The sequence below is a fragment of the Massilia scottii genome (genome assembly GCF_030846495.1).
Lineage (GTDB): Bacteria > Pseudomonadota > Gammaproteobacteria > Burkholderiales > Burkholderiaceae_D > Telluria_A > Telluria_A violaceinigra.
The window spans coordinates 144,105-166,958 of record NZ_JAVCWM010000015.1 but is presented as its reverse complement, the minus strand read 5'-3'; the positions used below and the strand labels follow the sequence as shown (position 1 = coordinate 166,958).

The following is a 22,854-nucleotide window of genomic DNA, read 5'->3' as shown; positions in this document are numbered from 1 at the left end:
GCCACCATGACCACTTTCTCACCACAGCAGCGCATGCTCGACGCGCTGCCTCTTCACCTGCGCGAGCAGGCGGCGCAGCGCTACGCCCGGCACGAACCGGTACTGCTGGACCGCCTGCAGCGGCTGTACGGCCAGCGCGCCGATTTTCACGCGTGGTACGCGGACCTGATGGGCGCCGTCGGCGCGCTGCACGGCGCGCGTTCGCCCGAACTGCTGGCGCTCGACGCCCGGCGCGCCGCCGATCCGGCCTGGTTCGCCGGCCAGCACATGCTCGGCTACAGCGCCTACGTGCAGCAGTTCGGCGGCAGCCTGCGCGGCGTTATCGGGCGCATCGCGCACCTGCGCGAGATGGGTGTGACTTACCTGCACCTGCTGCCTTTCCTGCGCCCGCGCGCCGGCGACAGCGACGGCGGCTTCGCCGTGGCCAGCTTCGACGATGTCGATCCCGCCCTCGGCACCGGGGCCGACCTGCTGGCCCTGACGGCGGCGCTGCGCGACGCCGGGATCAGCCTGTGCTCCGACCTGGTGCTCAATCACGTGGCCGACGATCATGCGTGGGCGCTCGGCGCCAAAGAGGGCGACGCGGCGCTGCGCGACTACTTCCATGTCTTCCCCGACCGCGAACAGCCGGACCGCTACGAACAGACGGTGGGCCAGATCTTCCCCGAGGCGGCGCCCGGCAACTTCACCTGGGTCGATGCGATGCAGGGCTGGGTCTGGACCACGTTCTATCCCTTCCAGTGGGACCTGAACTACGCCAATCCGCACGTGCTGTCGGCGATGGTCCAGAGCCTGCTGCGCCTTGCCAACCGCGGCGTGGAGGTGTTCCGGCTCGATTCGACCGCCTTCCTGTGGAAGCGCGAGGGCAGCGACTGCATGAACCAGCCGGAGGCGCACCAACTGCTGCAGGTGCTGCGCGCGATCGTGGAGATCGCCGCGCCCGGCGTGCTGCTCAAGGCCGAAGCCATCGTGCCCACGCGCGAGCTGCCCGCCTACTTCGGCGATGCGGGCGGCGCGGCGCGCGAGTGCCACCTGGCCTACCACAGCACCCTGATGGCGGCCGGCTGGGCCGCGCTGGCCGAACAGGACGCCGGCCTGCTGCGCGCCGTTGCCGCCGCCACCCCGGCGCTGCCGCCGGCCGCCAGCTGGCTGACCTATGTGCGCTGCCACGACGACATCGGCTGGAACGTGCTGCGCGCCGAGGCGGGCGCGCCGCGGCTGGCCGCCATCGCCGATTTTTACGGGGGCGGCGACAGCGCCAGCTTCGCGGCCGGCGTGGCGTTCCAGACCAGCGCCGGGCGCGCCGTGCATGGCACCAACGGCAGCGCCGCCGCGCTGGCGGGCCTGGAGACGGCCTGCGGCCCGGAGCAGGAGGCATATGCGCTGCGGCGTCTGATGCTGCTGCATGGCCTGGCGCTGGCTTTCGGCGGCTTGCCGATGCTGTACATGGGCGATGAGCTGGGCATGGAAAACGATCACACGTATCTCGGCCACGCCGGGCGCGCGCCCGACACGCGCTGGGTGCAGCGCGCACCGTTCGACCAGCTGCGTTACGCGCAGCGCCACGATCGATCGAGTCCGGCCGGGCGAGTGTTCGGCGCCTTGTGCGCGCTGCTCGAACGGCGGCGCGGCTTGCCGATGCTGGCCGCCGGTGCGCCGCGCGCGCTGCTCGAGACGCCCTACCCCGCCTTGCTGGCGCTCACGCGCGGCGAGCGTTTTCTGAGCCTGTCGAATTTTTCAGCGCAGCCGCTCTCGTTCAGCCTGTCCGCCATCGGCGCGGGGCAGTGGCCGGGCGCGGGCGACGCCATCGCGCTGGCGCCGTGGGACATGCTGTGGCTGGAACGCCCGGCGTAATATGCTTATTAACGATGGATCAAGTTGAAGGAAGACCGCAGACATGGATATGGTGACAGGACCGATCGTGGTGTTCGGAGAGGCGCTGGTCGACGATTTTCTTACCGAGCAGGTAGTGGGCGGCGCGCCCTTCAACGTGGCGCGCAACCTGGCGGCGTTCGGCAGCGCGCCGTTGATGGTCACGCGCATCGGCGACGACCCGGCCGGCGTGCTGCTGCGCGCGCAGTTCGAGCGGTTCGGCCTGGCGCAGCAGGGCTTGCAGTTCGACGCCACCGAGCCGACCGGACGCGTGCTGGTCGAACGTGGCGCTGACGGTCATCGTTTCACCATCTTGCCCGACCAGGCCTACGACCGCATCGACAGCGCCGCCACGCTGGCCGCTGCCGGCGCGCGCACGCCATCGACCATCTATTTCGGCACGCTGGCGCAGCGCCACCCGACCTCGCGCGGGGCGCTGCGCGCGCTGCTGCGCTCCTGCGACGCATTGCGCTACCTGGACCTGAATGTGCGCGAAGGCCAGGTCAGCGAGCGCTGCGTGTTCGAGTCGCTGCACGAAGCCGACATCGTCAAGGTCAACGAAGAGGAGCTGCAAGACCTGTTCAGCTGGTACACCCACACGCGCCACGACACCGGCGACATGGGCAGCAGCAGCGTGCGCGGCGCCTGCGCGGCCTTGATCCGCATCTTCTCGCTCGAAGCCCTGATCGTCACGCTCGGGCCGCGCGGCTCGGTGTACTTCGGCGCCGGCGGCGCCACCCTGGTCCATGCCGATACCGTCAAGCCGGCGCGCATGGTCGACACGGTCGGCGCCGGCGACGCCTTTTCGGCGCTCTTTTTGCTGGGGCGCGAGCGCGGCTGGCCGCTCGAGCTCACGCTGGCGCGCGCCAACGAGTTTGCCGGCGCCGTCTGCGCCATCCCCGGCGCGGTGCCGGCCGAGCGCACCTTTTACGCGCCCTACATCGCGCGCTGGCCTGCCGACTGACCCCACGAAAGAGCACCATGTCGACCACCAAACCCACCTTGTCGTTCTGGCAGATCGTGAACATGAATGTCGGATTTTTCGGCATCCAGTTCAGCTTCGGCCTGCAGCAAAGCAGCATGAGCCCGATCTACAACTACCTCGGCGCCGACGAGGCCAGCCTGCCCTACCTGTGGCTGGCCGGCCCGGTGACGGGCCTGATCGTCCAGCCCATCGTGGGCGCCATGAGCGACCGCACCGTCACTCGCTGGGGGCGGCGCACGCCGTACTTCCTGCTCGGCGCGATCCTGTGCAGCATCGGCCTGCTGTTCATGCCGTTCAGTCCCACCCTGTGGATGGCCGCCAGCCTGCTGTGGATCCTCGACGCGGCCAACAACGTGACGATGGAGCCGTACCGCGCTTTTGTGAGCGACAAGCTCGATCCCGCGCAGCATTCGCTCGGCTTCATGACCCAGAGCGCGTTCACGGGACTGGGGCAGACCCTGGCCTACCTCACGCCGTCGCTGCTGGTGCTGGCGGGGATGAACAAGGATGCCGTCAACGCCAGCCAGATCCCGCACATCGTCATCGCCGCCTTTTTGATCGGCGCGGTGTTGTCGATCACGTCGGTGCTGTGGACACTGAAGACCACCAGGGAGCATCCCCTGAGCGCGCGCGAGGTGGCGGCGATCCGCGCCCAGCCGCAGGGCTTCAGGCACACCCTGCGCGAGATCGGCAGCGCGATGCGCGAGATGCCGCCGACGATGAAGCAGCTGGCGCTGGTCAAGCTGTTCCAGTGGTACGCGATGTTCTGCTACTGGCAATATATCACGCTGTCGCTGGCCACCACCCTCTACGGCACCACCGATCCGGCCTCGCAGGGCTTTCGCGACGCCGGGCTGCTCAATGGCCAGATCGGCGCGTTCTATAACTTCGTTGCCTTTGTCGGCGCCTTTGCGCTGGTGCCGTACACGCGCCGCCACGGACCGAAGGCCATGCATTGCCTGTGCCTGGCGCTGGCCGGCATCGGCATGCTGGCGATTCCGCAGATCCGCTCGCCCGCGCTGCTGCTGATACCGATGGTGGGTATCGGCCTGGCCTGGGCCAGCATCATGGGCAACCCGTACATCATGCTGGCCGGGAGCATTCCGCCGGAGCGCACCGGCGTCTACATGGGCATCTTTAACATGTTCATCGTGATCCCGATGATCATCCAGATTGCCACGCTGCCGCTGTACTACCGCAGTTGGCTTGGCGGCAATCCCGAGAACGTTATAATGCTGGCCGGCGCCCTCATGCTGTGCGCGGCGGCAGCTGTGCTGCGCGTAAAGGTCGATCAACCGCGGCGCGCCGATGCGCCGCCCGCGCCGTCCGCGCTCGCTGGCTCGAAGCCATAGGCGTTCCGGGCGCCGCAATGCGCAAGGAATGCAGAGTATGACAACCGTGGTGTATGGCGAGGCCCTGGTCGACGACTTTTCGAGCGAACAGGTGGTGGGCGGCGCGCCGTTCAACGTGGCGCGCCACCTGGCGGCGTTCATGTCGCCGCAGCTGGCGATCACGCGCATCGGCAACGACCGTAACGGCGCCGTGGTGCGCGCCGAGTTCGAGCGCTTCGCCATGTCCGACGCCGGCCTGCAGCTCGATCAGATGGAAGAAACCGGGCGCGTGGCGGTCGAGCGCCATGTGCGCGGTCACCGCTTCGTGATCCTGCCGGGCCAGGCCTACGATTACATCAATCCCGAACAGGCGCTGGCCGCGATGGCGTCGGTGCAGGCCTCGGCGATCTATTTCGGCACCCTGGCGCAGCGCTGTGCGCGCTCGCGCGACACGCTGTATGCACTGCTCGACGCCGGCAACGCCACGCGCTACCTCGACCTGAACCTGCGCGAAGGCCAGTTCGACGAGCGCTGCGTGTTCCACTCGCTGCACGCGGCCGATATCGCCAAGGTCAACGAGGAAGAGCTGCAGTCGCTGTTTGCGTGGTACGTCGATATCCATCCATCCTCGCCGCCGCTGGAAGGCGACGAGGTACGCGCCGCCTGCGCGCTGCTGGTGCAGCTGTTCGCACTGGAAGCGCTGATCGTCACCCTGGGACACCGCGGCTCGGTGTACTTCGGCGCCGACGGCACGGTGCTGGTCCATCGCGACAATCCGCTGCCGCCGTTCGTGATCGATACGGTGGGGGCGGGCGATGCGTTTTCGGCGATGTTTTTGCTGGGCCGCGTGCGCGGCTGGGAACTTGGCACGACGCTGGCGCGCGCCAACGAGTTCGCCGGCGCGGTATGCGCGATCCCCGGTGCGGTACCGAGGAGTCTTGCCTTCTACGACAAGTGGGTGGCGCGCTGGCGCGCCGGTTGAGGGAGCGCGAACCACTACCCTAAAAACCGTCGCCCCCGCGCTACCTGATTACGCGTGCTCGCCCATCTGGCTTTGCAGGTAGTTCTGGATGCCGACCTTGACGATCAGGTCCAGCTGCGTTTCGAGCCAGTCGATGTGCTCTTCGGTGTCTTCCAGGATCATCAGGAACAGGTCGCGCGTGACGTAGTCGCCGGCCAGTTCGGAAGCGGCGATGCCTTCCTTGACCGTGGCATGCGCCGCTTGCTCCAGTTTCAGGTCGCATTCGATCATTTCCTGGGTCGATTCGCCGATCAGCAGCTTGTGCAGCGCTTGCAGGTTCGGCAAGCCGTCGAGCATCAGGATGCGGTCGATCAGCTTGTCGGCGTGCTTCATCTCGCCGATCGATTCTTCGTATTCTTTCTTGGCCAGCTTTTCCAGACCCCAGTGGCGGTACATGCGCGCATGCAGGAAGTACTGGTTGATCGCGGACAGCTCGTTGGTCAGCTGTGCGTTGAGCAGCCGGATGATGTTCTTGTCGCCCTTCATGGGAGGCTTTCTTTAATGATGGAGAGTATGTCCATCATAACAAAAAATGCGTCCCAACGACGAAAAGCCCCTCGCGGAGCCTTCGTTTTGTTGCTCCCGCACCGATCAGCTGGCGAGCTGGAAGGTCAGCGGGACGATCACGTAGACCGGGACCGGACGGCCATCTTCCACGTGCGGCTTGAACACGGCGCGCAGGGCTGCCTGGCGGCCGGCTTCGTCGAGGCGTGAGGAACCGGATGAGCTCTGCACCTTGACCTGGTCGGGCATGCCTTTTTCATTGACCAGGATCAGCAGCACGACCTTGCCCTGTTCGCCCATACGCTTGGACATGGTCGGGTACACCGGCTGCGGCGGCTGGATATATTCGACGCCCGAGGTGATCGTTTTCGGGCCGGGTGCCGGCGGGGCCGGCGGCGCCGCCACGGCCACCGGCGCGGCTGGCGCTTCGCTCACGGCAGGGGCCGAAGGCGGCGAGGCGGTAATGGTGTTCTGGACTGCGACCTGCACCACCGGCGTCGGCGGTACGATGACCGGCGGCGGCGGACGTACCTTGGCGACCGACACGGTTTTCGGTGCGGCGGGCGTGGCCGGCTTGGGCGGCGGCGGCGGGGCGACAAAGGTCACCATCACCGCGCGCGGAATCGCGACGTCGACCATGCGGTGCAGCAGCCCGCTCGAAATCAGGTAGAACAGCACGGCGTGAATGGCGACCACGGCGGCGATGGGGCCGAACTTGGCGCGCAGCTTCGCCACCACGGCAGTGGGATCGCCCATGCCGGGTTCGGTGGAAAAGGTCATTGCGCTCATAGGTACACTCAGGCTGTTTGCGCCGAGCGGAAGGAAAGCTCGGTGGCGTGGATTTTGCTGTCGAGGTGTTCGTTCAGCACTTGTTTGGCGCAGCTGGCGCATTTGCCGCAGCAGGTGGCCACGCCCAGGTCGCGGCGCAGCTCGGCCATCGACGAGAGGCCGAGATCGACCGCCTGACGAATTTCGCGGTCGGAAATGTTATTGCAAACACAGACGATCATCGAAGCACCTTCCTTTGACTTGGCTTTGCGTTGGCTCGGCGGACAATCTTGCCGCTTTCACTATAATGAGAATCATTATCATTAAGATTTGTATTTTGTCGGAACTCCAGATCGTTTGCAAGTGGTTTTCTCAAAAAAGGGCCAACTCCAAATAGAAATAAGTCGCATTTACGTTTATGATGCTAGTATCCAACACGATGTAGCGCGAATTCCACTTATCTTAGTGAAGTGACAATATGACTCTTGCCCCCACCCTGATCACGCTCGATGCCCTCGTTCCCGGCCAGAGCGGCACCGTGATCCATATCGCGCCGTGCTCGGCGGACGCGGGCGGCGGCGTCGATGTCGCGCGCCGGCTGATGGAGCTCGGCTTCGTGCCGGGCGAACGCATCCGCATGCTCAAGCGCCTGCCGGGCGGCGATCCGGTGGCGGTCAGGGTGGGCGATTCCACCTTCGCGCTGCGCCGCTTCGAGGCGTCGCTGGTCTCGGTCAAACCGGAATAACGGAACAACGGAAATAACAATGGGTGCTGTAGAACCACAAGTCCAGGCAGTGACGCGCACGCCGCTCATTGCGCTGTTGGGCAACCCGAACTGCGGCAAGACTGCCCTGTTCAACCGCCTCACCGGCGCGCGCCAGAAGGTCGCCAATTACGCCGGCGTGACGATCGAGCGCAAGGAGGGCAGTTTCACCTCGCCCGCCGGCCGTGCCTATAAAGTACTGGACCTGCCGGGCGCGTACAGCCTGTCGGCCACCACCCCCGACGAAGCCATCACGCGCGACGTGGTCGGCGGCCTGCGCGCGGGCGAACAGGCGCCCGACGCTGTCGTCTGCGTGGTCAACGCCACCAACCTGCGCCTGAACCTGCGCCTGGTCCTCGAAATCAGGCGTCTCGGCCTGCCGATGGTGCTGGCCCTGAACATGGTCGATGTGGCCAACAAGCGCGGCATCAAGATCGACAGCGCCAAGCTGGCGCGCGAACTGGGCATGCCCGTGGTCGAAACCGTGGCCGTGCAGAGCGGCGGCGAAATCGCGCTGCTCAAGGCGCTCGACCTGATGCCGCAGACAAGCACCGTCAAGGCCGCGCCGCTGTCGGTGATCGATGCCGTGCCGGTCGAAGAAACCCAGCGCGAAGTGCGCCGCATATTGGACGCGTGCGTCAGCTACGCCAACGATACCGGCAACCTGTCCGAGAAAATCGACGACGTGGTGCTGCATCCCGTGTTCGGCCCGATCCTGCTGGCCGCGCTGATGTTCCTGGTATTCCAGGCCGTATTCAGCTGGGCCGCGGTGCCGATGGAATTGATCAGCGGCGGCGTGGAAGCGATCGGCGCCTGGGTCGGCGGCCTGATGGGCGAAGGCGTGCTGCGCAGCCTGCTGGTCGAGGGGATTCTCGGCGGCGTCGGCAGCGTGCTGGTGTTCCTGCCGCAGATTCTGATTTTGTTCTTCTTCATCCTGGTGCTGGAAGACTGCGGCTACCTGCCGCGCGCCGCCTTCCTGCTGGACCGCATCATGGGCGGAGTCGGCCTGTCGGGGCGCGCCTTCATCCCGCTGCTGTCGAGCTTTGCCTGCGCCATTCCGGGCGTGATGGCCGCGCGCACCATCCAGAACCCGCGCGACCGCCTGGTGACGATCATGATCGCGCCGCTGATGACGTGTTCGGCGCGCCTGCCGGTGTACGCGCTGATCATCGCCGCCTTCATCCCCAACCGCGATGTCGGCGGCGGGTGGATCAACCTGCAGGGGCTGGTGCTGTTCATCCTGTACTTTGCCGGCATCTTCAGCGCCATGGCGGTGGCCTGGGTGATCAAGCGCTTCATGGGCGCGAACACCCATCAGCCGCTGATGCTCGAACTGCCGAGCTACCACTGGCCGCACCTGCGCAACCTGGCGATGGGCCTGTGGGAACGCGCCAAGATCTTCCTGGTCCGCGTCGGTACCGTGATCCTGGCGCTGATGGTGCTGCTGTGGTTCCTGTCGAGCTTCCCCGGGGCGCCGGAAGGCGCGACCCAGCCGCCGATCTATTACAGCATCGCCGGCATGCTGGGCCGCGCGCTGGCCGTGGTGTTCGAGCCGATCGGCTTCGGCTGGCAAATCTGCATCGCGCTGGTGCCGGGCATGGCCGCGCGCGAAGTGGCCGTGGGCGCGCTGGGCACCGTGTATGCGCTGTCGCAGACCGGCGACGAGCTGGCCACCACGCTGGCGCCCATCATTTCGCAGTCGTGGTCGATGCCGACCGCGCTGTCGCTGCTGGCCTGGTATGTGTTCGCGCCGCAGTGCATCGCCACCCTGTCGGTGGTGCGGCGCGAAACGGGCAGCGTGCGGTACGCGTTCATCATGGCCGGCTATATGTTCGCGCTGGCGTATGCCGCCTCTTTCATCACTTACCGGGTCGCGATCGCGATGGGAGCCTGATATGCTGGAGAACCTGATCGTTGCAGTCATCGTCGCCGCGGCCGCATGGTATGCGGCGTCGAAGTACCTGCCGGCCAAGTTGCGGGCCAGGCTGTTCGGCAAGAAGAAGGCGCCGGCCGGCTGCGGCAGCGGTTGCAGCAGCTGCGGTTCGTGCGAGGATGCGCCGGCGAAGCCGCGCGCTGATGCGGGCGTGCCGCCGCGCGATCCGAGCGCGCGCGTGATCCAGCTTCACCTGAAGTAAGCGAATTTCCTCAGTGCGCTTGGTTCGGCGCAGTCAGATCGATCGGGGTCAGATAGCCGTATTTTCCGGGCACCACATCGTAGGTGCGCGTGTACGGCGGATAACCGGCCACATTGATCGTCAATTCATACCTGCCTTCCTTCAAGCCGACAAACGAAAAAAACGATTTGAACAGGTAATCCTGGCCTGCCACATAGGCTTCGAGGGTGCGGTCCCTGGTGTCACGGCTGGGCGCGATCTCGCGCCGGTCGGTTCCGTTGGTGAGGACGATGGACTCGATGTTGATGTCGCGGCGGCCCCCGCGAAAGCTGCCGGCCGGATTGTCGGCGGACGTGACGTCGGCACCGATATAGCCGGACAGCACGCCCTGTGGCGTCAGCTCGAAGTTCAGGTCGGGAATGCCGCCGGCGCCGATAGTCACCTGCGTGCTGGCCGGCGTGGTCTTGAACGCGCGCGCCATCAGGCCCACGTTGTAGACGCCCGGTGGAAAAGGCCCCAGTTCGCGTCCGCTGTCGCGCGTACTGACCGGTAAAACAATCCGCTCGCGCGTCGCATCGCGCGCCGCATCGCGCGCCGCATCGACGGGCGTGAGCACCAGCACCGGCGCCGATGCCGGCGTCTCGTCCGGCCGCGCGTAGGAGAACGCCACGCGCAAATTGCCCTTGCCCGCCGACCGGCCATCGCCATCGCGCCGGTCGGCCGCCTTGAGCAGCGCGGCGTATTGGGCGAATACCTGGGGCAACGACAGGATGCCGACGTGGTCTTCATCGTAGCCGAACACGCGCCGGGCTTCGGACTGGGCGTCCGAGCGCAATTGGCTCGACAGGGTAATGGTGCCGTCATTGCTGGCCGGGCGCAACAGGCTGTAACGGCCGCCGTGGCCGAACATCAGGTAATAGTCAAGTTGGCGCGGGAGCGGCTTTCGGAACAGCGTTTGCACGTAGCGCCCGCCGGCCCGCACATCGTTCCACGACGGGATGACGGCCGGCGAGTACGCCACGCCCTGGTCGGCCAGCGCATCGCCGCCCCACGGCGTCGACAGGGTGACGAACAGTTTGGCGGCCGGGAACTGGTCGCCGTAGTCGGCCAGGAACGAGCGCACTACCAGCCCGCCCATGCTGTGCGCGGTCAGGTAGAGCCGGTCGAAATGGTGGCGCCGCTGCAGGTTACTCAGTTTCCAGTACAGCAGGTAGGACATGGAATCGAGCGAGGAACCGGACGGGTAGTAGAAAATCCATGGCTGGTAGCGGCTGCGGTCCAGGTGCTTGAGGAAGTAGCTCCAGTCCTGCGGCGAGCCGGCCGCGCCGTGCACGAACAGCACCGGCGTCTTGCGCGCATCGTACTCCTCCAGGAAGTAGATATTGCCACCGACCTCCTTGAAAAAGTCGACCGGCGCCCAGTAGCCGCGCCGCCCCGATTCGGCCGACAGCAGCGGGTCGTCCAGCCTGGCGATGGCGCCAACCTGGGTACTGTGCGTTTTTGCCGATGCGCGCGCGGCGACGGAGGTGCCGCGCGGGAGGGCACTTTGCGCAGCGGCCGATATCACGACATCGAGGCTCACCAGCGAGCCCGTTCCCGTGGCCCGCACCGGGGCCGCCCCGTATTCGCCGACCGGTTCGCCGGCGTCCAGCGTCAGGTTGCCGTTGGCGTCGCCGAAGGCAAACAGGGCGTAATCGCCCTTTTGCACAATCAGCTCGTAGCCGCCGGCTTCATGCAGCACGGTGTAGTGCGCGATCTCCAGCCGGCCATTGCGCCGGGTGTAGGCGGCGACGACGACCGGCTTGTCCCATGCATCCGCGCTGGAGACATGGCCCGCCAGCACCGTGGACGAATAAAAGGTCTTCGATTCTTCCTTGAGCTTGACCAGCGAGCACGCGCTCAGGCAGAAACAAAGAAGTGCCAACACCAATCCGGATCGATTTCGCAAGAGACGCCTATTCAACGTAAGCCAAAGGTACTCCCTTATACACAACTATTGGAAGTCCCGGTAGGGCCGGGCCCCGGTTCATTTCGCCGCCGGCACCACCGGCAGTTCGACCGCGCTTTCCATGCCCGGCGCGTGGAACACCTTGTGCGTGGCCTTGCGGTAGTCGCCCGGCTTGGCGAAGAAAATATTCGGCACGAAGGTTTGCGGATTGCGCTCGTACAGCGGGAACCAGCTCGACTGCACCTGCACCATGATCCGGTGGCCCTTGAGAAACACGTGATCGGCGTTGGGCAGGGCGAAGCGGTAGCGTTCCACCTTGTTCGGCGTGATCGCCGTCGGTTTGTCCAGGCCCGTGCGGTAGCGGCCGCGGAAGATATCCATGGCGATGCCCAGCTGGTAGCCGCCCAGTTCCGGCTGCGACGCCACTTCGTCCGGATAGACGTCGATCAGCTTGACGACCCAGTCGGCATCGCTGCCGGTGGTGGCGGCGAACAGGTTGACCATCGGCTGGCCGGAAATCTGCAGGGGCGCGTCGAGCTTGTCCGACACGTAGGTGAGCACGTCGGGGCGGTCCGAGAACGAGCGCTGGTCGCTGGCCAGCCACGGCTTCCAGACCGCGCTGTCGTACATGCGCACCGGACGCGGAATGAAGGGTACCGGCTTGGCCGGGTCGGATACGTAGTCGTCGGCCTGGGCCGCGCCGGTGCCGGCGGCCGGCTTGTCGAAGTCCAGGCGCGCGCCCGCTTTCAGGTACACCGGTTTCATGACCTCGGTGAGTGGCCACTTGTCCAGGCGCTGCCACTTGTTGGTGCCGGTGAGGTATGACAGCACGGGCGGCGTGTCGGCTTTCGGTGCGTCGTCGCGCAGGTACTGGTTAAAGAAGGGCAGCATCACGTCGCGCCGGAATTCGGCGGCGGTGTCGCCGGTGAAGCGGATCGCGCCCAGGTTCGAGCCGTCGTAATTGACGCCGCTGTGGCGCCACGGGCCGACCACCAGGTGGTTCATGGTGTTGGTGGTGTCGAGCTTTTCGGTGGCGGCGTAGGCGGCGTACGGGCCGTAGATGTCTTCCTGGTCCCAGCGCCCCACCACGTGCATGGTCGGCACCTTGAGCGGGCGCGCGCCGAGGATGCGGTCGAGCGCCTGGTGCTGCCAGAAGCTGTCGTAGGCCGGATGCTCGAAGACCTTCTTGGTGAAAGTGAGCTGGTCGATGCCGAAGCGCTTGGCGTAGTCGGATGTGGAACCGGCGCGCAGCGCGAAGTCGTAGTCGTCGTACACGCCGGTGGCGATGGCGGGCCCGCTGCCGCGCGCGCCCGTCTGGCCGGCGAAGTAGGAGAGGTTATTGAGGCGGAAGGCGCCGTTGTGGAACCAGTCGTCGCCGCGCCAGCCATCGACCATGGCGCTCATCGGCACCGCGGCCTTGAGCGCCGGGTGCGGATCGGTCAGCGCCATGAGCACCGTGAAGCCCTCGTACGAGGAGCCGACCATGCCCACCTTGCCATTGCTTTGCGCGATATTCCTGACCAGCCAGTCGATCGTGTCCCAGGCGTCGGTCGCATGGTCGACCGCGGTGTCGTTGAGCGGGCCGCGCAGGGGACGCGTCATCACGTAGTCGCCTTCCGAGCCGTACTTGCCGCGCACATCCTGGTACACCCGGATGTAGCCGTTGGCGATGTAGCCGTCGTCGCCCTCGGCCAGCATCGACGCCATGTGCGGGCTGACGTTGCGCTCGGTGCGCTTGGCCGCGTTGTACGGCGTGCGCGAGAGGATCAGCGGCGCGCGCGCAGCACCCTTGGGAATGACGATCACGGTGTGCAGCTTGACGCCGTCGCGCATCGGTATCATCACGATGCGCTTGACGTAATCGGCGCCGTTATCGGGCACTTCAAACTTGGTGGCGGCAATGTCGGGCGCCATCGGCGCGGTCTGGGCGGCGGCCAGCGCCGGCACCGACAGGAGCATCAGGGATAGGGCGGACAGGCGGATGGTGCTTTGGCGCGGCATTCATGTCTCCAGGGTGGTCTGATCGTCATTGCGATCTTTATTGCAATATTGCTTGATAGTACCCAATGAAACACCCGTATGCAATCCGCATGGGACGACATTTGCAGCGAATGGAAAATTCAGTGCCATTGTGACAAACCGCGCTTTTTCAGCCGGATAATCCGTGTATCCTCGCTGCCCCCGTGCCTGCCTTGCCCTTATCGCTGGCGCACCGGATAACCGTCGAATACGCCGGTTTTGATGAACGTGATCCTGCTGCCTGTGGGCCACGGCCACTGCCGGTCCGCCACATTCAGGTTGGAGAAAGCACTGACCTTGACGCGCACGCGCTGCGCGGCAAATACCGGGGCCGGTGCCAATGCGGCTAAACGGATGCATCCCCGGATGGTCATGATATCGATGGTTATTTGATCAAGCTTGGCTGAAAGTTAATGGTAGCCGAATCAATTTTGGCGGGCAAGCGTTTCAGGATGGGATGGTCAGCATGCCAGCGGATGAAACGATTCAGCCTGCGCAATCGGCCAGTACAACCCGAAGACCGGCGGCAGGCGTTCGAGCTGGTTCGGATCGAGCAGTTCGCCCTCGGTCAGATACGGCAGCAGGGCCGAAGCCAGCTTGACCTGGTTGGGCGAGACGCGCCGCACCAGGTGGTGGGGTTTAAGCTGGTTGGGATGGGTCAGGCCGGCGGCGGCGATCAGCTGCGCCAGCGCCTTCATCGTATTCTGGTGGAAGTTGGCCACGCGCGCCGTTTTGTCGGGCACGTCGAGCGCTTTCTGGCGCAGCTCGTCCTGGGTTGCCACCCCGGTCGGGCAGCGGTCGGTGTGGCAGCTTTGCGACTGCACGCAGCCCAGCGCGAACATGAAGCCGCGCGCCGAATTGCACCAGTCGGCGCCCAGCGCGATGGTGCGCGCGATGTCGAAGGCGGTGACGATCTTGCCCGAGGCGCCGATCTTGATCTTGTCGCGCAGGCGCGCGCCGACCAGGGTGTTATGCACCAGCAGCAGCGCTTCCTGCAGCGGCGTGCCGACGTGGTCCGAAAATTCGACGGGCGCCGCGCCCGTGCCGCCTTCGCCGCCATCGACCACGATAAAGTCGGGCACGATGCCGGTGACCAGCATGGCCTTGACGATGCCGAAGAATTCCCACGGGTGGCCGATCGCCAGCTTGAAACCGGTCGGCTTGCCGCCCGAGAGCGTGCGCAGGCGCTCGATAAAGTGCAGCATTTCGATGGGCGTTGCAAAAGCCGAATGGCTGGCCGGCGACAGGCAGTCCACGCCCACCGTGACGCCGCGCGCGGCCGCGATTTCGATGGTCACCTTGGCACCCGGCAGAATGCCGCCCTGGCCCGGCTTGGCGCCCTGCGACATTTTGAGTTCGATCATTTTGACTTGCGGGGCGGTGGCGTTGGCGGCGAAGTTCGCCTCCGAGAAGCTGCCGTCGGGGTTGCGGCAGCCGAAGTAGCCCGAGCCGATCTCCCATACCAGGTCGCCGCCGTTGTGGCGGTGATAGCGGCTGATGCTGCCCTCGCCGGTGTCGTGCATGAAGCCGCCCAGGCGCGCGCCACCGTTGAGCGCCAGGATCGCGTTGGCCGACAGCGAACCGAAACTCATCGCCGAGATGTTGAAGACGCTGGCGCTGTAAGGCTGTGCGCGCGGACACGTTGGGTGGTTGCCGATCTCGATGCGAAAGTGGTAGTCGCTCATGGGTGCCGGCGCCATCGAATGGTTGATCCACTCGTAGCCCGGCTGGTACAGATCGAGCTGGGTGCCGAACGGGCGTTTGTCGGTTTCCATCTTGGCGCGCTGGTAGACGATGCTGCGCTGGTTGCGCGAGAACGGCTTGGCGTCGGTATCGTCTTCGAGGAAGTACTGGCGGATCTCGGGCCGGATCGACTCGAAGAAAAAGCGGAAGTGCGCGAGGATCGGGTAATTGCGGCGCAGCGCGCGCCGGGTCTGGGCCAGGTCGGCGATGCCCACCGCACTGAGGGCGCCGCTGAGTGCCGCCAGCCACCATCCGGGGCCTTCGCCCTGCAGCGCGAGGGCGCCCGACCACGCAAAGACGATCAGCGAGATCAGGAACGGCAGGTAGCGCGGCGAGGCGAAACTCATTGGTGACTCCATGGTCAATAGGCAGCAACAATGCTAAGCTAGCGCCGATTCCATACCGGCGAAAGAACCCAATGATCATTGTCCACCATTTGAATAATTCGCGCTCCCAGCGTATTTTGTGGCTGCTTGAAGAATTGGGACTGGAGTACGAGATCAGGAAATACCAGCGCGACGCCAAGACCATGCTGGCGCCGCCCGAGCTGCGCGCGGTGCACCCGCTGGGAAAGTCGCCCGTGATTACCGATGGCGAGAACACGGTGGCCGAATCGGGCGCCATCATCGAATACCTGCTCGAACGCTACGGCAATGGCAGATTCGTGCCCGCCGCCGGCACGCCGGACAAGCTGCGCTACACCTACTTCATGCACTACGCCGAGGGTTCGGCCATGACGCCGCTGCTGATGAAGCTCGTGTTCGACCGCGTTGAAAAGAGCCCGATGCCGTTCTTCGCCAAGCCGATCGCGCGCGGTATCGCGCAAAAGGTCAAGAGCACCTTTATCGTGCCGCAGATCGTGCAGCATCTGACCTATCTTGAAGCCGAACTGGCCAAATCAAGCTGGTTCGCCGGCCAGGAGTTCAGCGGCGCCGACATCCAGATCAGCTTCGTGCTGGAGGCGGCCGCCTCGCGCGGCGGCCTGGGCGACAAGTATCCCAAGCTGATGGATTTTTTGAACCGCATCCATGCGCGTGCGGCCTACCAGCGCGCGCTCGAGCGCGGCGGCCTGTACGAACTGCTCAAGTAAGGCCGTGGGCAAACTGCTTGCGATTGACGGACTCAATATCGTGCGGCGCGTGTACGAGGCCAGTCCGGAGCCCGATTCGGCCGAGAAGGCCGACATCGCGCTGCGCCACGCGCTGTCGTCGTTCCGCAAGCTGCTCGCCACGCACGCGCCGACCCACGTGCTGGCGGCGTTCGACTTCGGCGGCCCGACCTGGCGCCACGAGCTGTATCCGCGCTACCGCGAGCAGCGCGCGCCGATGCCATCCTTCCTGCGCGACGCGCTTCCCGGGTTTCATGCGAAGCTGGCGGGGGAGGGCCTGCACGTGCTCATGCTGCCCGGGGTCGAAGCCGACGACGTGATCGGTACCGGGGTGCTGCGCTGGCTGGCCGAAGGGCGCGGCGACGCCATTGTGGCCAGCACCGACAAGGACTTGCACGGCCTGATTGCGCAAGGGGCGCTGGTGTGGGACCATTTCAAGGGCGAGTGGCACGATGATGCGTGGGTGCGCAAAAAATTCGGCGTCGCGCCCGAGCTGCTGGTCGACTTGCTGGCGCTGATGGGCGACGTGACCGACGGCGTGCCGGGGGTGTCCAAGGTCGGCATGAAGACTGCGGCCAAGCTGCTCAACGCGTACGGCAACCTCGACGCGGTGATGGCCGGCGCCGGCATTCTCAAGACCCCGGTGGGCGAGCGCCTGCGCGCCGAACGCGAGGTCCTGTATTTGTCGCGCCAGCTGGTGCAGCTCAAGACCGACGTGCGCCTGGGCGTGACCTGGAACATGCTGGCATTCGATACGTTCTGACGAAAAGGAAAAGACGCGATGTTAAGAGCAGTGATCGTCGATGGAAATGCGATTTCGCGGGGCTTGTTGAACAGCGTGTTGACCGAGGGTGGCTACAACGTCGTCGGCGACACGCACACGGGCGCCAAGGGCTATCTGATGGTGCAGAAGCATCACCCGCAGATTGTCTGCGTGGCGTTGGAGCAGGTGGAGGATGGCGGCGACATCGTCGAACAGATCCGCGCGCATTTTCCGAAGACGCTGATCTTCATGGTCTCCGGCACGCTCGACGCGCCCACCGTGCAGGCAGCGGTGGCGCGCGGGGTGCACGGCTTCATCGTCAAGCCGTTCAAGGCCGATGCGGTGCTCAATACGATACGCAACACCGTCATCGCGGTGATCAGGAAGCAGAAGGCCAGTTAAGGCACGACGACGCCGGATGTCGTCGTTGTTCCTGTGGATAGCTGGCCGACGTCAGCGCAGCTGGCGCATGCGCATCACCAGCCGGTACACCCCGTACCCGTACAGGAGCGCCGCCACGGCGCCGAAGGCGAGCGCCAGTTGCAGGGACTCTCCCGACAGGGCGCGCAGCGGGCGCCAGTCGATCATGAGCCAGGCCGACAAGCCAAGGCACGCGCCGATCACGGCCAGCAGGAGCAGCATGGCCGTTACATTGTCGCGCTTCGAATACCGGTCCGGCGGGAAGGCCGGCACCTTGCCGTTGACGGCGGTCTGGCGAAAATACTTCCAGCCGCCGGCATCGGCCGCGCGTTCCCAGCCCGCTTGCGCGAACGGTCCCCAGTATTGCTCCGGTTCGTCCACGTTGTCGCCGCAATCGAGCCGGTACACCACATCGGCCGGCGCACCCTTGTCGAACTTCCAGAGCGAGAGCACGTTCACGCCCGCCAGATGCAAGCCTTGCTGCGCCATCCGGCGCAGCCACAGCTCCTGCTCGTGCTCGCGGGCAGCCCAGAACCATTTGAAGAGACGGACCTGCGCGCCCACTCAGCCAGCCGTGGACGAATCGATCATCCCGCCGCCCAGGCACACGTCGCCGTCATACAGCACCGCCGACTGCCCCGGCGTGACCGCCCACTGGGGATCGGTGAAGGTCAGGGCGAAGTTGCCCATGCCGTCGGGCGTGACCACGCACGGCACATCGGCCTGGCGGTAGCGCGTCTTGGCCGACATGGCGCGCGCTGCGGGCGGGGCGCCCGCCACCCAGCTGGCCTGGTCGGCGCGCAGGGAGGCGGACAACAGCCACGGATGGTCATGTCCCTGCACGATGTACAGGGTGTTGGTGGCGATATCCTTGCGCGCCACGTACCAGGCGTCGCTGCTGCCGTCCGGGTTCTTGTACGCCTTCATGCCGCCCACGCCGATGCCCTTGCGCTGGCCCAGGGTGTAGAACGACAGCCCCACGTGCTCGCCCACCGTCTTGCCGTCGTCGGTTTTCATCGGTCCCGGCTTGTACGACAGGTAGCGGTTCAGGAAGTCGCGGAACGGCCGCTCGCCGATGAAGCAGATGCCGGTCGAATCCTTCTTGGCGGCGTTGGGCAGCGCCAGCTTTTCGGCGATCTTGCGCACCTCGGTCTTGGGAATTTCGCCCAGCGGGAACAGGGTGCGCGACAGCTGCGCCTGGTTCAGGCGGTGCAGGAAGTAGCTCTGGTCCTTGGTGTGGTCGAACGCCTTGAGCAGCTCGAAGCTGCCGGCGTTCTGGCGCACGCGCGCATAGTGCCCGGTCGCGATCAGGTCCGCGCCCAGGTGCATCGCATGGTCGAGAAAGGCCTTGAACTTGATCTCGGCGTTGCACAGCACATCCGGATTCGGGGTGCGCCCGGCCTGGTATTCGCGCAGGAAGTCGGCGAACACGCGGTCCTTGTATTCGGCCGCGAAATTGACGGCTTCGATATCGACGCCCACCACGTCGGCCACGCTGGCCGCGTCGATCCAGTCCTGGCGCGTCGAGCAGTATTCGGAATCGTCGTCGTCTTCCCAGTTTTTCATGAACAGGCCGACCACGTCGTAGCCCTGTTCCTTGAGCATCCACGCCGCGACCGAGGAGTCGACTCCGCCCGACATGCCGATCACGACTTTCTGCTTTTTCCCTGCGTTTGCCATTGCATTACATCCGTCTTAGGTTAATCCACCCTCGAACACCGAGGCGTGGGTGTGCAGCATTTCGAGAGGCATGCGCCGGCCGGCCAGGTAGTCGTCCACGCACTGCAGCATCAGCGGGCTGCGGTGGCGCTCCTGGCAGGCCGCCATTTCGTCGCGCGTCATCCACAAGCTGCGGATGATGCCGTCGTCGAGCGGCTGGTCATGCTCGGCGCCGGCCTCGCCGCAAAAGGTGAAGCGCAGGTAGGTCACGTCGGTGCCGCGCCGCCTGGAGGTGTAGCGCGACATGTACACGCCCACCAGCGCCTGCGGCGTGAAGTCGTACGCCGTCTCTTCCAGCACTTCGCGCACCACCGCCTGGGCCAGCGTTTCGAGCGGGTCGAGGTGGCCCGCCGGCTGGTTCAGGCGGATGCCTTCGCTGGTCTCTTCTTCAATCAGGAGGAACTGGCCATCACGCTCGATGATGGCGGCAACGGTAACGGAGGGTTTCCAGATATGCGGCATGCGTGTCCTTCAAAATGAGCCGTCATTTTACCTTCATGCAGCATCGGTTGCCGATCCGCCATCGAACACAGGACTAAATCAGGGAACAGGGTATTGATCTGATACAAGAAAACGTGGGATTTTGCGCAGTGCGCAGTGCAACCGGTTTGGATGTGGAGGACTTCGTCTAGAAAAAACGGATGGTCGTGCTATTTTGAGGTTTGCGTGTACTATCGTGAGCAGTTTATTAATTCTATGGAGGCGTCATGAGAATAGGCATACCGGCCGAAACGCGGTCGGGTGAAACCCGTGTTGCTGCAACACCCGAGACGGTCAAGAAGCTCGCCGCCAAGCACCAGGTGGTGGTCCAGGCGGGAGCCGGCCTGATGGCCTCCGTCACCGATGAAGCGTATGCCGCGGCCGGCGCCACGATCGGCACCGCGCCTGATGCCTTCGGCTGCGACCTGGTGCTCAAGGTGCGCGCACCGAACGCCGACGAACGCCCCCTCATGAAACCCGATGCCGTGTTGATCGGCATGCTCAATCCTTTCGATACCGACAATATCGCCGCCATGGCCGGTGCCCGCCTGCGCGCCTTTGCGCTCGAAGCGGTGCCGCGTATCACGCGCGCCCAGTCGATGGACGTGCTGTCCTCGCAGGCCAACATCGCCGGCTACAAGGCGGTGATGATGGCGGCGAACACCTACCAGCGCTTCATGCCGATGCTGATGACCGCGGCCGGCACCGTCAAGGCGGCGCGCGTGCTGATCATGGGCGTGGGCGTGGCCGGCCTGCAGGCCATTGCCACCGCCAAGCGCCTGGGCGCCGTGATCGAGGCGTCCGACGTGCGCCCGCCCGTCAAGGAGCAGGTCGAGTCGCTCGGCGCCAAGTTCATCGACGTGCCGTACCTGACCGACGAGGAAAAGGAAATCGCCAAGGGCTCGGGCGGCTATGCGCGCTCGATGCCGGCCGACTGGATGCGGCGCCAGGGCGAACTGGTACACGAACGCGCCAAGCTGGCCGACATCATCATCACCACCGCGCTCATTCCGGGCCGCGCCGCGCCGGTGCTCATTTCCGAAGAGACGGTCAAGGCCATGAAGCCCGGTTCCGTGATCGTCGACCTGGCCGTGTCGCAGGGCGGCAACTGCCCGCTGTCGGAACTGAACAAGACCGTCACCAGATACGGCGTGCACATCATCGGCGAGCCTGACCTGGCGACGCTGGTGGCGGCCGATGCCTCGGCCCTGTATGCGCGCAATGTGCTCGATTTCCTCAAGCTGATCATCGACAAGGATGAGCAACTGGTGATCGACCGCGAAGACGAGATCCTCAAGGCCACGCTGGTGTGCGCCGACGGTGCGGTGCTGCGCACATAGCGCCTGCAGCACAGCGGCGCCACAAGAATAAAGCAAGGAACAAAGCAAGGAATAAAGCAAGCCATGGGGGACGGGCCGCGGCCCGTTGTCACATCAATGTAAAGAGGGAGGCAACATGGAAGTCAGTCACACCATCATCAATCTCATCATCTTCGTGCTGGCCATTTACGTCGGCTACCACGTCGTCTGGACCGTCACACCCGCACTGCACACGCCCCTGATGGCGGTCACCAACGCGATTTCGGCGATCATCATCGTCGGCGCCATGCTGGCCGCGGGCCTGACCACGGGCATCGTGGGCCAGGTGGCCGGCACGGTGGCCGTGGCGCTGGCGGCGGTCAATGTGTTCGGCGGCTTCATGGTCACCCAGCGCATGCTCGAAATGTTCCGCAAGAAGGAACCGAAGGCAGCCAAGACGGGAGACCACGCATGAGTTACATCAGCATGAACCTGGTGACGATGTTTTACCTGATCGCGTCGGTGTGCTTCATCCAGGCGCTCAAGGGCTTGTCGTCGCCGTCCACCGCGCGTACCGGGAATGCCTTCGGCATGAGCGGCATGGCGATTGCCACCGTCACCACCGTGGCGCTGATCTTCAAGCTGCAGGCGCAGGCTGCCACCACCGGTGGCCTGGGCTTTAGCCTGGTGCTGCTCGGCGTGGTGGTCGGCGGCGGCATCGGCGCGTTTGCCGCCAAAAAGGTCGAGATGACCAAGATGCCGGAACTGGTCGCGGCGATGCACTCGCTGATCGGCCTGGCGGCGGTGTGCATCGCGGTGGCCGTGGTGGCCGAACCGTGGGTGTTCCAGATCACGACCCCGGGCGTGGCGCTGCCGTTCGGGAACCGCCTGGAGCTGTTCATCGGTACCTTTGTGGGTGCGGTGACGTTCTCGGGTTCCGTGATCGCCTTCGGCAAGCTGTCGGGCAAATACAAGTTCCGCCTGTTCCAGGGCGCGCCGGTCAGCTTTCCCGGCCAGCACATGCTCAATCTCGGCATCGCCATCGCCCTGATCGCGCTCGGCCTGGTGTTTTGCTTCGCGCCCGGCGTGGAGCCGGCATGGACGCCGTTCATCATCATGGCGGTGCTGGCGTTCATCCTGGGCGTGCTGATCATCATTCCGATCGGCGGCGCCGACATGCCGGTGGTAGTGTCGATGTTGAACAGCTATTCCGGCTGGGCGGCGGCGGGCATCGGGTTTTCGCTGAATAACTCGATGCTGATCATCGCAGGTTCCCTGGTCGGTTCGTCCGGCGCGATCCTGTCGTACATCATGTGCAAGGCGATGAACCGCTCGTTCTTCAACGTGATCCTGGGCGGCTTCGGCGGCGACCCGGCGGCGGCCGCCGCCGGCGGGGCGCAGGAACAGCGTCCGGTCAAGTCGGGTTCCGCCGACGATGCGGCTTTCATCATGAGCAATGCCGAAACCGTGATCATCGTGCCGGGCTATGGCCTGGCGGTGGCGCGCGCCCAGCACTCGCTCAAGGAGCTGGTCGAGAAGCTGACCCACAAGGGCGTGATCGTCAAGTATGCGATCCATCCGGTCGCGGGCCGCATGCCGGGCCACATGAACGTGCTGCTGGCCGAAGCCGAGGTGCCGTACGACCAGGTGTTCGAGATGGAGGACATCAACGGCGAATTCGGCCAGACCGACGTGGTGCTGGTGCTGGGCGCGAACGACGTGGTCAATCCGGCGGCCAAGGATCCGAAGTCGCCGATCGCCGGCATGCCGATCCTGGAGGCGTACAAGGCCAAGAGCATCATCGTCAACAAGCGCTCGATGGCGTCCGGGTATGCGGGGCTGGATAACGACCTGTTTTACCAGGCCAATACCATGATGGTGTTTGGCGACGCCAAGAAGGTGATCGAGGCGATGGTCAAGGCGGTCGACTAGTCACCGCCTCGCAAAGCAAAAAACGCGCCACTCGACGAGGCTGGCGCGTTTTTTTTCGTCCCGGGC

23 protein-coding genes are annotated in these 22,854 nt (G+C 65.2%); 13 read left to right on the top strand and 10 right to left on the bottom strand.

What is annotated here, in order from left to right; translation table 11 throughout:
• Nucleotides 1–6 precede the first annotated feature (6 nt).
• The 4 genes from RBA41_RS21275 to RBA41_RS21260 are packed head-to-tail and all read left to right on the top strand — an operon-like array spanning nt 7 to nt 5,170.
• Complete coding sequence (locus tag RBA41_RS21275; protein ID WP_306626250.1) at nt 7–1,854, top strand: alpha-amylase family glycosyl hydrolase; 1,848 nt, start codon at nt 7–9, stop codon at nt 1,852–1,854.
• A 43-nt stretch (nt 1,855–1,897) separates the two neighbouring features.
• A complete protein-coding gene (locus RBA41_RS21270; RefSeq protein ID WP_306626249.1) occupies nt 1,898–2,836 on the top strand; it encodes a PfkB family carbohydrate kinase in 939 nt (312 codons plus the stop codon).
• 17 nt (nt 2,837–2,853) lie between these two features.
• Nucleotides 2,854–4,209 (top strand): MFS transporter, encoded by a 1,356-nt coding sequence (locus tag RBA41_RS21265; RefSeq protein WP_306626248.1) that lies wholly within the window; start codon nt 2,854–2,856, stop codon nt 4,207–4,209.
• Nucleotides 4,210–4,246: 37 nt separating this feature from the next.
• Nucleotides 4,247–5,170, top strand: a complete 924-nt coding sequence (locus RBA41_RS21260) for a PfkB family carbohydrate kinase (protein ID WP_306626247.1) — start codon at nt 4,247–4,249, stop codon at nt 5,168–5,170.
• Nucleotides 5,171–5,218: 48 nt separating this feature from the next.
• On the opposite strand, the gene bfr is transcribed toward RBA41_RS21260, so the two are convergent.
• From bfr to RBA41_RS21245, 3 genes are all read right to left on the bottom strand, one after another.
• Entirely contained in the window at nt 5,219–5,695 is a 477-nt protein-coding gene (gene bfr, locus RBA41_RS21255) for a bacterioferritin (protein ID WP_306626246.1), read from the bottom strand.
• Between the two features lie 105 nt (nt 5,696–5,800).
• Nucleotides 5,801–6,502: an energy transducer TonB gene (locus RBA41_RS21250; protein WP_306626245.1), complete on the bottom strand. Its 702-nt coding sequence runs from the start codon at nt 6,500–6,502 to the stop codon at nt 5,801–5,803.
• An 8-nt stretch (nt 6,503–6,510) separates the two neighbouring features.
• A complete protein-coding gene (locus tag RBA41_RS21245) occupies nt 6,511–6,723 on the bottom strand; it encodes a (2Fe-2S)-binding protein (protein WP_167090400.1) in 213 nt (70 codons plus the stop codon).
• 236 nt (nt 6,724–6,959) lie between these two features.
• Between RBA41_RS21245 and RBA41_RS21240 the strand changes: the two genes are divergently transcribed.
• From RBA41_RS21240 to RBA41_RS21230, 3 genes are read left to right on the top strand one after another with little or no spacing between them, the layout of a single operon-like run.
• The gene (locus RBA41_RS21240; RefSeq protein WP_306626244.1) at nt 6,960–7,226 is read left to right on the top strand and encodes a FeoA family protein; all 267 of its coding nucleotides are present in this window, start codon (nt 6,960–6,962) and stop codon (nt 7,224–7,226) included.
• Between the two features lie 19 nt (nt 7,227–7,245).
• Nucleotides 7,246–9,138 carry a ferrous iron transporter B gene (gene feoB / locus RBA41_RS21235; RefSeq protein ID WP_306626243.1) on the top strand — a complete coding sequence of 631 codons (1,893 nt, stop codon included), beginning with the start codon at nt 7,246–7,248 and terminating at the stop codon, nt 9,136–9,138.
• Nucleotide 9,139: 1 nt separating this feature from the next.
• The gene (locus tag RBA41_RS21230; RefSeq protein WP_306626242.1) at nt 9,140–9,379 is read left to right on the top strand and encodes a hypothetical protein; all 240 of its coding nucleotides are present in this window, start codon (nt 9,140–9,142) and stop codon (nt 9,377–9,379) included.
• A 10-nt stretch (nt 9,380–9,389) separates the two neighbouring features.
• On the opposite strand, the gene RBA41_RS21225 is transcribed toward RBA41_RS21230, so the two are convergent.
• The 4 genes from RBA41_RS21225 to RBA41_RS21210 all read right to left on the bottom strand — a co-directional run bounded on the left by RBA41_RS21225 (nt 9,390) and on the right by RBA41_RS21210 (nt 15,415).
• Nucleotides 9,390–11,282 carry a lipase family alpha/beta hydrolase gene (locus tag RBA41_RS21225; protein ID WP_306626241.1) on the bottom strand — a complete coding sequence of 631 codons (1,893 nt, stop codon included), beginning with the start codon at nt 11,280–11,282 and terminating at the stop codon, nt 9,390–9,392.
• A 102-nt stretch (nt 11,283–11,384) separates the two neighbouring features.
• A complete protein-coding gene (locus tag RBA41_RS21220; RefSeq protein WP_306626240.1) occupies nt 11,385–13,307 on the bottom strand; it encodes a CocE/NonD family hydrolase in 1,923 nt (640 codons plus the stop codon).
• A 197-nt stretch (nt 13,308–13,504) separates the two neighbouring features.
• A complete protein-coding gene (locus RBA41_RS21215) occupies nt 13,505–13,699 on the bottom strand; it encodes a hypothetical protein (RefSeq protein ID WP_306626239.1) in 195 nt (64 codons plus the stop codon).
• Nucleotides 13,700–13,786: 87 nt separating this feature from the next.
• Nucleotides 13,787–15,415: an FMN-binding glutamate synthase family protein gene (locus RBA41_RS21210; protein ID WP_306626238.1), complete on the bottom strand. Its 1,629-nt coding sequence runs from the start codon at nt 15,413–15,415 to the stop codon at nt 13,787–13,789.
• Between the two features lie 71 nt (nt 15,416–15,486).
• Between RBA41_RS21210 and RBA41_RS21205 the strand changes: the two genes are divergently transcribed.
• Genes RBA41_RS21205 through RBA41_RS21195 form a run of 3 tightly spaced genes read left to right on the top strand, consistent with a single transcriptional unit; the run spans nt 15,487 to nt 17,341 of the window.
• The gene (locus RBA41_RS21205; protein ID WP_306626237.1) at nt 15,487–16,158 is read left to right on the top strand and encodes a glutathione S-transferase; all 672 of its coding nucleotides are present in this window, start codon (nt 15,487–15,489) and stop codon (nt 16,156–16,158) included.
• Between the two features lie 4 nt (nt 16,159–16,162).
• Entirely contained in the window at nt 16,163–16,939 is a 777-nt protein-coding gene (locus RBA41_RS21200; protein ID WP_306626236.1) for a 5'-3' exonuclease, read from the top strand.
• An 18-nt stretch (nt 16,940–16,957) separates the two neighbouring features.
• Entirely contained in the window at nt 16,958–17,341 is a 384-nt protein-coding gene (locus RBA41_RS21195; RefSeq protein ID WP_306626235.1) for an ANTAR domain-containing response regulator, read from the top strand.
• 51 nt (nt 17,342–17,392) lie between these two features.
• Here the strand turns inward: RBA41_RS21195 and RBA41_RS21190 are convergent, their stop codons facing one another.
• Genes RBA41_RS21190 through RBA41_RS21180 form a run of 3 tightly spaced genes read right to left on the bottom strand, consistent with a single transcriptional unit; the run spans nt 17,393 to nt 19,540 of the window.
• Nucleotides 17,393–17,923: a DUF2812 domain-containing protein gene (locus RBA41_RS21190; protein ID WP_306626234.1), complete on the bottom strand. Its 531-nt coding sequence runs from the start codon at nt 17,921–17,923 to the stop codon at nt 17,393–17,395.
• Nucleotides 17,924–19,039, bottom strand: a complete 1,116-nt coding sequence (gene mnmA / locus RBA41_RS21185; protein ID WP_306626233.1) for a tRNA 2-thiouridine(34) synthase MnmA — start codon at nt 19,037–19,039, stop codon at nt 17,924–17,926.
• A gap of 15 nt (nt 19,040–19,054) precedes the next feature.
• Nucleotides 19,055–19,540: an NUDIX hydrolase gene (locus RBA41_RS21180; RefSeq protein ID WP_306626232.1), complete on the bottom strand. Its 486-nt coding sequence runs from the start codon at nt 19,538–19,540 to the stop codon at nt 19,055–19,057.
• Between the two features lie 245 nt (nt 19,541–19,785).
• Between RBA41_RS21180 and RBA41_RS21175 the strand changes: the two genes are divergently transcribed.
• The 3 genes from RBA41_RS21175 to RBA41_RS21165 all read left to right on the top strand — a co-directional run bounded on the left by RBA41_RS21175 (nt 19,786) and on the right by RBA41_RS21165 (nt 22,788).
• Nucleotides 19,786–20,898, top strand: coding sequence for a Re/Si-specific NAD(P)(+) transhydrogenase subunit alpha (locus RBA41_RS21175; RefSeq protein ID WP_306626231.1), 1,113 nt, complete (start codon nt 19,786–19,788; stop codon nt 20,896–20,898).
• A 115-nt stretch (nt 20,899–21,013) separates the two neighbouring features.
• Nucleotides 21,014–21,331, top strand: coding sequence for a proton-translocating transhydrogenase family protein (locus RBA41_RS21170; protein WP_306626230.1), 318 nt, complete (start codon nt 21,014–21,016; stop codon nt 21,329–21,331).
• On the top strand, nt 21,328–22,788 hold the full coding sequence (locus RBA41_RS21165; RefSeq protein ID WP_306626229.1) for an NAD(P)(+) transhydrogenase (Re/Si-specific) subunit beta: 1,461 nt from the start codon (nt 21,328–21,330) through the stop codon (nt 22,786–22,788). Before RBA41_RS21170 ends, RBA41_RS21165 begins: the two co-directional genes overlap by 4 nt.
• Nucleotides 22,789–22,854 lie beyond the last annotated feature (66 nt).